The sequence below is a fragment of the Pseudomonas wayambapalatensis genome (assembly GCF_049942315.1).
Taxonomy (GTDB): domain Bacteria; phylum Pseudomonadota; class Gammaproteobacteria; order Pseudomonadales; family Pseudomonadaceae; genus Aquipseudomonas; species Aquipseudomonas wayambapalatensis.
In genome coordinates this window covers 1-10,234 of the sequence record NZ_JBNFMU010000062.1, presented here as the reverse complement: position 1 = coordinate 10,234, position 10,234 = coordinate 1, and the positions used below count along the sequence as shown (strand labels likewise).

9 protein-coding genes are annotated in these 10,234 nt (G+C 64.0%); all 9 read right to left on the bottom strand.

The annotated features are described in order from the left end of the window. Positions 1-55: 55 nt before the first annotated feature. A complete protein-coding gene (gene purH / locus ACPZMI_RS02020; RefSeq protein ID WP_186666008.1) occupies positions 56-1,663 on the bottom strand; it encodes a bifunctional phosphoribosylaminoimidazolecarboxamide formyltransferase/IMP cyclohydrolase in 1,608 nt (535 codons plus the stop codon). An 80-nt stretch (positions 1,664-1,743) separates the two neighbouring features. After that, the gene (gene fis / locus ACPZMI_RS02015) at positions 1,744-2,064 is read right to left on the bottom strand and encodes a DNA-binding transcriptional regulator Fis (RefSeq protein WP_029614158.1); all 321 of its coding nucleotides are present in this window, start codon (positions 2,062-2,064) and stop codon (positions 1,744-1,746) included. Beyond that, positions 2,061-3,074 carry a tRNA dihydrouridine synthase DusB gene (gene dusB / locus ACPZMI_RS02010; RefSeq protein WP_186666009.1) on the bottom strand — a complete coding sequence of 338 codons (1,014 nt, stop codon included), beginning with the start codon at positions 3,072-3,074 and terminating at the stop codon, positions 2,061-2,063. The genes fis and dusB overlap by 4 nt, the downstream gene beginning before the upstream one ends. A 156-nt stretch (positions 3,075-3,230) precedes the next feature. Next, positions 3,231-4,544, bottom strand: a complete 1,314-nt coding sequence (locus ACPZMI_RS02005) for a DUF3426 domain-containing protein (RefSeq protein ID WP_426351583.1) — start codon at positions 4,542-4,544, stop codon at positions 3,231-3,233. Positions 4,545-4,598: 54 nt separating this feature from the next. After that, positions 4,599-5,477, bottom strand: a complete 879-nt coding sequence (gene prmA / locus ACPZMI_RS02000; protein ID WP_186710798.1) for a 50S ribosomal protein L11 methyltransferase — start codon at positions 5,475-5,477, stop codon at positions 4,599-4,601. Positions 5,478-5,637: 160 nt separating this feature from the next. After that, positions 5,638-6,993: an acetyl-CoA carboxylase biotin carboxylase subunit gene (gene accC, locus ACPZMI_RS01995; protein ID WP_186666012.1), complete on the bottom strand. Its 1,356-nt coding sequence runs from the start codon at positions 6,991-6,993 to the stop codon at positions 5,638-5,640. Positions 6,994-7,010: 17 nt separating this feature from the next. After that, positions 7,011-7,469, bottom strand: coding sequence for an acetyl-CoA carboxylase biotin carboxyl carrier protein (accB, locus tag ACPZMI_RS01990; protein ID WP_186666013.1), 459 nt, complete (start codon positions 7,467-7,469; stop codon positions 7,011-7,013). Between the two features lie 109 nt (positions 7,470-7,578). Further along, entirely contained in the window at positions 7,579-8,031 is a 453-nt protein-coding gene (gene aroQ / locus ACPZMI_RS01985) for a type II 3-dehydroquinate dehydratase (RefSeq protein ID WP_186666014.1), read from the bottom strand. 179 nt (positions 8,032-8,210) lie between these two features. Further along, a complete protein-coding gene (locus ACPZMI_RS01980; RefSeq protein ID WP_426351582.1) occupies positions 8,211-9,983 on the bottom strand; it encodes a protein-disulfide reductase DsbD in 1,773 nt (590 codons plus the stop codon). Positions 9,984-10,234 lie beyond the last annotated feature (251 nt).

Sequence of the window (10,234 nt, the reverse complement as noted above, 5' to 3'; positions counted from 1 at the left end):
CGCATTCGCGGGTAAACCCGCTCCCACAGGGGTCGGCGATCAGCCTGTCATCTGATTAATGGCGGAAGTGGCGCATACCGGTGAACACCATCGCGATACCGGCTTCGTCAGCGGCGGCGATGACTTCTGCATCACGCATCGAGCCACCTGGCTGGATCACGGCGCTGATGCCCACTTTAGCCGCGTTGTCGATGCCATCACGGAACGGGAAGAACGCGTCCGAAGCCATGACCGCACCCTGCACCTGCAGGCCAGCATGCTCAGCCTTGATTGCAGCGATGCGCGCGGAGTTGACGCGGCTCATCTGGCCGGCGCCGACACCGATGGTCTGGCGGTTCTTGGCGTAGACGATGGCGTTGGACTTGACGAACTTGGCGACTTTCCAGGCGAACACCAGGTCGTGGATCTCTTGCTCGGTCGGCGCGCGTTTGGTGACGACTTTCAGGTCTTCGGCGGCGATCATGCCGATATCGCGGCTTTGTACCAGCAGGCCACCGTTGACGCGCTTGAAGTCCCAACCGGCAGCGCGCTCGGCAGGCCATTCGCCACACTCGAGCAGGCGTACGTTCTGCTTGGCGGCGACCACGTCACGGGCGGCCTGGGAGATCTTCGGTGCGATGATCACTTCGACGAATTGGCGGTCGACGATGGCCTTGGCGGTTTCGCCGTCGAGTTCGCGGTTGAAGGCGATGATGCCGCCGAACGCCGACTCGGTGTCGGTGGCGTAGGCCAGGTCATAGGCCTTGCGAATGCCACCTTCGTTTTCCGGAACCACGGCCACGCCGCATGGGTTGGCGTGCTTGACGATGACGCAGGCCGGCTTGACGAAGCTCTTCACGCACTCCAGTGCGGCGTCGGTGTCGGCCACGTTGTTGAACGACAGCTCCTTGCCCTGCAGCTGTACGGCGGTGGAAATGCTGGCTTCGCCTTTTTTCTGCTCGACATAGAACGCCGCGCTCTGGTGCGGGTTCTCGCCGTAGCGCATTTCCTGGGCCTTGACGAACTGGCTGTTGAAGGTGCGCGGGAACTCGCTGCGGCCTTCGGTCGACAGGGTGTCCTTGGACTGGTCGATGCTGCCCATGTAGTTGGCGATCATGCCGTCGTAGGCGGCGGTGTGCTCGAAGGCCTTGAGCATCAGGTCGAAGCGCTGGGCGTAGGTCAGGCCGCCGGCCTTGAGGCCTTCGACGATGCCGGCGTAGTCGCTGGCGTTGACCACGATGGCGACGTCCTTGTGGTTCTTCGCCGCGGAGCGAACCATGGTCGGGCCGCCGATATCGATGTTCTCGATGGCGGTCGGCAGGTCGCAACCTGGCTTGCTGATGGTGGCTTCGAACGGATACAGGTTGACCGCGACCAGGTCGATCGGCTTGATGCCGTGCTCGTTCATGATGGCGTCGTCGGTGCCGCGACGGCCGAGGATGCCGCCGTGGATCTTCGGATGCAGGGTCTTGACCCGGCCGTCCATCATTTCGGCGAAGCCGGTGTAGTCGGCCACTTCCACCGCGTTCACGCCGTTGTCCTTGAGCAGCTTGTAGGTGCCGCCGGTGGACAGGATCTCGACACCGAGCTGTTGCAGCTCACGGGCGAACTCGAGGATACCGGTCTTGTCGGAGACGCTGATCAGGGCGCGGCGGATCGGCAGGCGGGTAGTCTGGTCGGTCATTTCGGATTCCATAACGCGGTGGAGTCAGCAAAAAAGGCGCCTCTTTCAACGGAGCCGCCTTTTCTGATTGGGATTCTGGCTTACAACAGGTCGTACTGTTTGAGCTTCTTGCGCAGGGTGCCGCGGTTGAGCCCGAGCATCTCGCTGGCCTTGGTCTGGTTGCCCTTGACGTGGTTCATCACGCTCTCGAGCAGCGGTGCCTCGACTTCCGAGAGCACCAGGTTGTACACGTCCGTGACGGTGGCGCCTTCCAGGTGGGCGAAGTAGTTGTGCAGTGCCTTCTCGACGCTGTCGCGCAGGGTCTGGCCCTCTTCGCTCGGCGTATTCAGGTGCTGCTTGAGGTTGGCGTTGTCGCTCACGGGCGTTGTTCCACTCACTAATGTCTCGGTCATCATCGTCATGCGGCCACCCCTTGTCCGTCCTCTGTCTCAAGGCTCTGTCGACGTTCGGCAAAAAATGCCCGAACGTTGGCGCACTGCGCTTGGGTCTCTTCCAAGGCATTGAACCGGGCGCGAAACTCCCTGCCGCCCGTGCGTGTTGCCAGGTACCAGCCCACGTGCTTGCGGGCGATACGTACGCCCATGACATCCCCATAGAAGGCATGCAGCGCGGCAAGGTGCTCCAGCAGAATGCGTTCAACTTCGTCCAGCCCGGGAGCCGGAAGATGTTCGCCTGTCCGCAGGTAATGCTCGATCTCGCGGAAGATCCACGGCCGCCCTTGGGCGGCACGGCCGATCAGCAGGCCGTCGGCCCCGGTGGCATCCAGCACCGCCCGGGCCTTTTCTGGCGACGTGATGTCGCCGTTGGCGAAAACCGGGATCGACACCGCCTGCTTGATCGCGGCGATGGTGTCGTACTCGGCTTCACCGGTGTACAGGTCGGCGCGTGTGCGGCCATGCACCGCCAGCGCCTGGATTCCGGCCTGTTCGGCGATCTTCGCCACGTTCAGGCCATTCTTGTTCGAGCGGTCCCATCCGGTGCGAATCTTCAGGGTGACCGGCACATCGACCGCACCGACCACCGCATCGAGGATTTCAGCGACCAGCGCTTCATCTCTCAATAAAGCAGAGCCTGCCGCTTTGTTGCAGACTTTTTTCGCCGGGCAACCCATGTTGATATCGATGATCTGGGCACCGGACTCGACGTTGGCCCGCGCTGCCGCGGCCAGCATCTGTGCATCGCCACCGGCGATCTGTACCGAGCGCGGCTCGGGATCGCCTTCGTGGATGCGGCGCAGGCGCGATTTGCGGCTGTTCCACAGGTTCATGTCGCTGGTGACCATTTCCGACACCACCATGCCCGCCCCCAGGCGTTTGCAAAGCGTGCGAAAAGGCTGGTCCGTGACCCCGGCCATGGGCGCGAGGATCAGGTTGTTCTGCAGTGTGTATGGGCCGATGCGTACCGCCGACATAGGTGTTCCCTGTTGTGGGGCCGGATCATTGGAGTTCGAAAAAGGGATGGCATGATACCCGCTCTCGGTGACCGGATAAAGATGGAGCTGGATAAAATCTGAGCAGTTGTGGGCTTATGACTTTTGCGCTGGTTGGCGCTCCCGCCGACCCGCCGGTCACTCCGGGGATCGGAAGCTCAGGCTGTAGTTCACCGCCTTCGGGCCTGGATCGAGGATGTCCAGGGCGATGTGGATCGGCGTCTGGCTGGGCATCTCGCCGCGCCCGGCCAGCTCGCCCGACAGGTACTCGCTGGGCTTGAACCGACGACTGGCGATCAACTGGCCATTGAGGTCGGCGAAACGCAGCTCCAGCAGGGGGAAGGGCTGGCTGAAAGAGGCGCGGTTGTAGATGATCGCGTCGACGATCAGCGCGCCCTTGAAGTCTGGATGGCTGCGCACCACCAGGTTGCTGCTCTTGATGCGTGCGATGTCGACCCGGGTGGGGACCTGGCAGCCGACGATCGGGCACAGTTGCTGGAACAGCGGCCGGTAACGGTCGTGCCGGGCCATTTCATCGAAGTGGTAGTAGACATACTGGAAGGCCAGCAGGCCAGCGGCGAGCAGCGCCAGGAAGCCCCAGAGCAGGCGCTTGCCCCAGTTCGGTGCGGGCTTTTGCCAGTCCAGTTGCAGCGGGTCGTCGACGACATCGACCAGTGGTTCCTTGCGCGCACGCGAGGGTTTGGCGGCCAGCACCGGCTCCAGCCGTTCGTCGCCTTCGGTGTCGTCGTCGTGGTCGTCGCGTGCCGACAGGCGCAGATTCGCGACATCGTCGTCCAGGGCCGAGAGGCCTTTTTCCGGAAGAGGCTCGTCGAGGGGCGACAGCCGCTCGTTGGCCAGTTCGTCGTGTTCGGCGGGCAGGCGGGCAGGGGCGTCTTCGTCGTCGAGTTCGAGCGCCTGTCCGAGGGTGGGTTCGGTGCGGTCCTGGGCTATCGGCTCCAGGTCGAGCGGCTCTTGCTCGCCCTGGGCCGGTGCAGTTGTGGGCTGCGGGTCGGGTTCGAGGCGGTCATCGGTTGCGGTGCCGAAGGGCTCGTCACCGTGCTGCTCGGGGTGTTGATCGTCACGTCGGGCCTGCAAGGATTCGTCGCGCTCGGCGCTTTGACGCTCGGGGCGAGGGCCGCGTCGCTCCAGACGCGCAAGCTCCTGGTCCAGGTCCATGGCGTCCAGCGTGGCAGCCCAGTCGTCCTGGCTCGGCGCTGGGGGCTCGATCGCAGGCGCTGCTGGCTCAGCCGGCAACGGGGCTGCTGGCGTCGGTGCGGTGGCGACCGGCGGCGTCGTACCTTCCTGGCTTTGCTCGAGCAACTGCCGGGCGGCGTTGAATACCTGCAGGCACTGGCCGCAGCGCACCACCCCACGGGCCACGCTCAACTGGTGATACGTGACGCGAAAACGCGTCTGGCAATGCGGGCACTGGGTGACGAAACTGTCGGTCATGCGGCGATCCGGGGGTTGTGCAGGGTTTGAGTCTGGCGCTTTACGAACTGTAGCCTAGCGACGGCGGCCGCTGATGCGCACCCAGCCATCGCGCACGACGATCGGGTCGAGGTCGAAGTCGGCGGCATAGGCTGCGGCCACTTCCTCGCCTTGCTCGGCAAGAATACCCGACAGCGCCAGCAGGCCGCCGGGACGTACCAGGCCGGACAATTGCGGTGCCAGGGAGACCAGCGGGCCGGCCAGGATGTTGGCGACCAGCACGTCGGCCTGCATCGCCGGCATGTGCTCGGGCAGGTACAGCGCCAGCTTCTCGTCGGCGATGCCGTTGCGCTGGGCGTTGTCACGCGAGGCTTCGATGGCCTGTACGTCGATGTCGGTCCCCACCGCTTCGCGGGCGCCCAGCAGCAGGGCGGCAATGGCCAAAATGCCCGAGCCGCAGCCAAAGTCGAGCACCTGGGTGCCTTCGAGCGCCTGGCCATCGAGCCATTCCAGGCACAGGGCGGTGGTCGGGTGGGTGCCGGTGCCGAAGGCCAGGCCCGGGTCGAGCAGCAGGTTGACGGCGTCTTTCTCCGGGGCCTCGTGCCAGCTCGGCACGATCCACAGGCGCTGGCCGAAACGCATCGGCTGGAAACCGTCCATCCAGCTACGTTCCCAGTCCTGGTCCTCGATGACTTCGGCCTGGTGCTCGGGGAGGTCGGCACCGGTCAGCAGCTGCAGGTGGGCGAACACCGCTTCGGGTTCGGCATCGGCTTCGAACAAGGCCAGTAGATGCGTGTGCGACCACAGCGGGGTGGTGTTGAGGTCCGGTTCGAAGATTGGCTGGTCTTCGGCATCCATGAACGTGACCGAGACGGCGCCGACTTCGAGCAGGGCGTCTTCGTAGGTTTCGGCTTGTTCCGGGCTGATGGCCAGACGTACTTGCAGCCAGGGCATGGCGGGCACCTTTGGTAAATCGACAGGGGCAGCGGGAGCTGCGCGAAAGGGCGTCAGTTTACGCGAGTGCGGGGGGTTTGTGGATGTTTCACCGCCCCTGTCGCAGGGCAATGAAAAACCCCGGCACAGGGCCGGGGTTTCGTGCATCACGCTAACGCGATCACTCCTGGTTGGCCAGTTTGTGCTCGAGGTAGTGGATGTTGATGCCGCCCTTGCAGAAACCTTCATCACGCACCAGGTCGCGGTGCAGCGGGATGTTGGTCTTGATGCCGTCGACGACGATCTCGTCCAGGGCATTGCGCATGCGCGCCATGGCTTCGTCGCGGTCCTTGCCGTAGGTGATCAGCTTGCCGATCAGCGAGTCGTAGTTCGGCGGAACCGAATAGCCGCTGTACAGGTGCGAATCGACCCGCACGCCATTGCCACCCGGGGCATGGAAGTGCTTGACGGTGCCTGGGCTTGGAATGAACTTCTTCGGGTCTTCGGCGTTGATCCGGCACTCCAGCGAGTGACCGCGGATCACCACGTCTTCCTGGCGGAACGACAGCTTGTTGCCAGCGGCGATGCTGAGCATCTCCTTGACGATGTCGATGCCGGTGACCATCTCCGAGACCGGGTGCTCGACCTGGACGCGGGTGTTCATCTCGATGAAGTAGAAGCGACCGTTCTCGTACAGGAACTCGAAAGTACCTGCACCGCGGTAGCCGATCTCGATGCACGCATCGACGCAACGCTTGAAGACTTCCTGACGGGCCTTCTCGTCGATGCCGGGGGCCGGCGCTTCTTCCAGTACCTTCTGGTGACGGCGCTGCAGCGAGCAGTCGCGGTCGCCCAGGTGCACGGCGTTGCCCTGGCCATCGGACAGTACCTGGACTTCCACGTGACGTGGGTTGGTCAGGAACTTCTCCAGATAGACCATCGGGTTGCCGAACGCAGCACCAGCTTCGGTGCGGGTCAGCTTGGCCGAGGCGATCAGGTCTTCTTCCTTGTGCACCACGCGCATGCCGCGACCACCACCGCCACCGGCGGCCTTGATGATCACCGGATAGCCGACTTCACGGGCGATGGCCAGTGCAGTTTCTTCGTCTTCCGGCAGCGGGCCGTCGGAGCCCGGTACGGTCGGTACGCCCGACTTGATCATCGCGTCCTTGGCCGAAACCTTGTCGCCCATCAGGCGGATGGTGTCGGCTTTAGGGCCGATGAAGGCGAAACCGGATTTCTCCACCTGCTCGGCGAAGTCGGCGTTCTCGGCGAGGAAGCCGTAGCCTGGGTGGATGGCGGTGGCGCCAGTCACTTCGGCGGCAGCGATGATCGCCGGGATGTGCAGGTAGGATTCTTTCGACGATGCAGGGCCGATGCAGACCGATTCGTCTGCCAGACCCAGGTGCATCAGTTCGCGGTCAGCGGTGGAGTGGACCGCGACGGTCTTGATGCCCAGCTCTTTGCAGGCACGCAGGATCCGCAGGGCAATTTCCCCACGGTTGGCGATCAGGACTTTTTCGAGCTTCCCAGACATCGTTGGCTCTCCGCGATTCAAACGATGGTGAACAGCGGCTGGTCGAACTCAACCGGCTGACCGTCTTCCACCAGGATGGCGTCGATGACACCGCCGATATCGGCTTCGATGTGGTTCATCATCTTCATGGCTTCGACGATGCACAGGGTGTCGCCTTTCTTCACCGCCTGACCGACTTCAGCGAAGTTCGGCGAGGTCGGCGATGGCTTGCGGTAGAAGGTGCCGACCATCGGCGAGCGGACCACGGTGCCTTTGAGGGCAGGTGCTGCAGCGGCTTCGGCAACCGGGGCCGCGGCGACAGGGGCGGCGGCAACGGGTGCGGCGACCGGAGCAGGCGCTGCGAAGTACTGGGCGCCGGCAGGTTGCTTGCTGTTACGGCTGATGCGAACGGACTCTTCGCCTTCCTTGATCTCCAGTTCGTCGATGCCGGACTCTTCCAGCAGTTCGATCAGCTTTTTGACTTTACGGATATCCATTAATCAGCAACTCCCAAGGTTCGGTCGGGGACGTAATTGTTAAAACGTATCGAAAACGTTTCTTCGTAGTGCTTCGAGGCCCCGGTCGAAGGACCGAGGCCTTGCGTCATCAGGGCTGTGCGTTGGCAGCCAGGTGTTCCAGTGCAGACTCCAGGGCCAGCCGGTAACCGGTGGCGCCCAGGCCGCAGATCACGCCCACTGCCACATCGGAGAAGTAGGAGTGATGACGGAACGGTTCACGCTTGTGCACGTTGGACAGGTGCACTTCGATGAATGGGATGCTCACTGCGAGCAATGCGTCACGTAATGCGACGCTGGTGTGGGTGAAAGCGGCCGGGTTGATCAGGATGAAGTCCACGCCTTCGTTGCGCGCAGCGTGAATGCGGTCGATCAGTTCGTACTCGGCATTGCTCTGCAGGTACTGCAAGTGGTGGCCGGCGGCGCGTGCGCGCTGCTCGAGGTCCTGGTTGATCTGGGCGAGGGTGACGGCGCCGTAGACTCCCGGCTCGCGGGTGCCGAGCAGGTTGAGGTTGGGGCCGTGCAGCACCAGTAGGGTGGCCATCTGCGGTTTCCTTGGTTTTGTAGGGCAATTCGACATAGCGCGGCGACTATGCCGCAAGAGACTAGCGAGTGTCCAGTTCCCTGCAATAGCCAGCACGATGACCGAGATTCGCGCAAAGTATGTGACCAGATGATGAGCTCTGGTCACTTCATCGGAGAAAGTTACCGGTGCGCGGGAAGTTATAGACCGAGTTTGCTGCGCGTGCCCGTGAGAATTTTCGCAAATTCGTCGGCGTTCACCTCGCCTACCACCCGATCAGCGGTCATTTCGCTGCCGTTTGCGGCAAAAAACAACAAGGCGGGTGGGCCGAACAGTTTGTAGCGGTCGAGCAGGGCGCGTTGTTCGGCGTTGCTCTCGGTGATGTCGAAGCGCAGCAGTTTGAACCCACTCAATCCTGGCTGGACCTGCGCCGCGTTGAGCACCTCATGCTCGATCACCTTGCAACTGATGCACCAGTCGGCGTACCAGTCCAGCAGCACCGGCTGGCCTGCGTCCTTGGCCTGGGCCAGTGCAGCGTCCAGGGCGGCAGGGGTGGTGAGGGTTTGCCACGCATCCGCCTGAGCGTTGGCGCTGGCGGGGGCCGAGGCGCTGACGCCGGGGCCTGGCAATGGACGCAGTGGATCGCCCTGACCGGCAAGTGCGCCATACCAGCACGCCAGTGCATAGACCAGGCAGAGCAGCCCCAGCAGTTGGGCCAGGCGTTGGCGCGGGGTCTTGACCACGAATTCCAGCGCCCCGAGGAACAGCGCCACGCCTGCCGACAACAGGCCGATCAGCAGCAGTGTCACCGGCCCCGGCAGCACGCGGCTGAGCAGGCCGAGCGCAACGCCCAGCAGCAGGACCCCGATCACGTTCTTCACCGTGTTCATCCACGCCCCGCTCTTGGGCAGCCAGGCGGCACCGCCGGTCGCCACCAGCAGCAGTGGCGCCCCCATGCCCAATCCGAGCGCGAACAGCTTCAGTGCGCCTCCCAGGGCATCGCCGCTGGCGCTGATATAGAGCAGGGCACCGGCCAGTGGCGCAGACACGCAGGGCGAGACCAGCAGGCTGGAAAGCACGCCCAGCACCGCAGCACCCAGCAGCGAACCGCCGCGGGTATTGCTGGCGACGCGGTCCAGGCGCTGGCTCACGGCGTGCGGCAGCTTGAGTTCGAACAGGCCGAACATCGCCAGGGCGAACAGCACGAAGAACAGCGCGAAGGGCACCAGTACCCAGGCCGACTGCAAACGTGCCTGCAGGTTGAGGCTGGCACCGAACAGGCCCATCAGCGCACCGAGCACGGCAAAGCTGGCAGCCATCGGTAGTACGTAGGCCAGCGATAGGCTCAAGCCGCGCCAGCCACCAACCTGGCCGCGCAGCACCACGCCCGAGAGGATCGGCAGCATCGGCAGCACGCAGGGGGTGAAGGTCAGGCCCAGACCGGCCAGGAAGAACAGCAGCAAGGTCTGCCAGCTCCAGCGCTCGGCCGTGCTGGTGGACAGGGTGCTGCCTTCGCCGGGAATCGACAGTCGCGCAGTTTCCGGGGGATAGCACAAGCCCTTGTCGGCGCAGCCCTGGTAGCCGACCAGCAAGGTGAAGGCGCGCGGGTCGGTACGCGGTACTTCGATGTCGACGATGCCATGGTAGACCTCGACATCGCCGAAGAACTCGTCGTGCTTGGCTTCACCCTGGGGGATCCGTGCGTTGCCGAGGGCGATGTCGGCTGGCTCGCTGCGGAACTGGAAGCGATGGCGGTAGAGGTAGTAGCCCTCGGTGGCGACGAAGCGCAGCTTGATCGACTGGGCATCGGCGCTGATCAGGTCGAGCTTGAAGGCTTCGTGGACCGGCAGGAAGTCGGCGCTGTTGGACAGCGAGGCGGCACCGAGGGTGGCGCTGGGGCGGTTGTCGAGCAGGCCCGAGGCGAAGGCGGGGCTGGCCAGCAGCAGGAACAGCAGGAAGAACAGGCGGCGCATGGCGGACTCGCGAGGCGGAACGTGCCCGGCATGATAACGGAGTTGGCTGGAGGCGGGGATGACAGGTGGTCGCAGGTTCGGCTGCTTGCAGGCCTGGCCCCTTCGCGGGCAAGCCCGCTCCCACGGAACCGCGCCAGCAGAATGTTTTCCTCGCCGCTACCCAGTGGGAGTGGGTTTGCCCGCGAAGGGGTCAGGCCTGCAAGCAGCCGAACCTGCGACCACCTGTCATCCCCGCCTCCAGCCAACTCCGT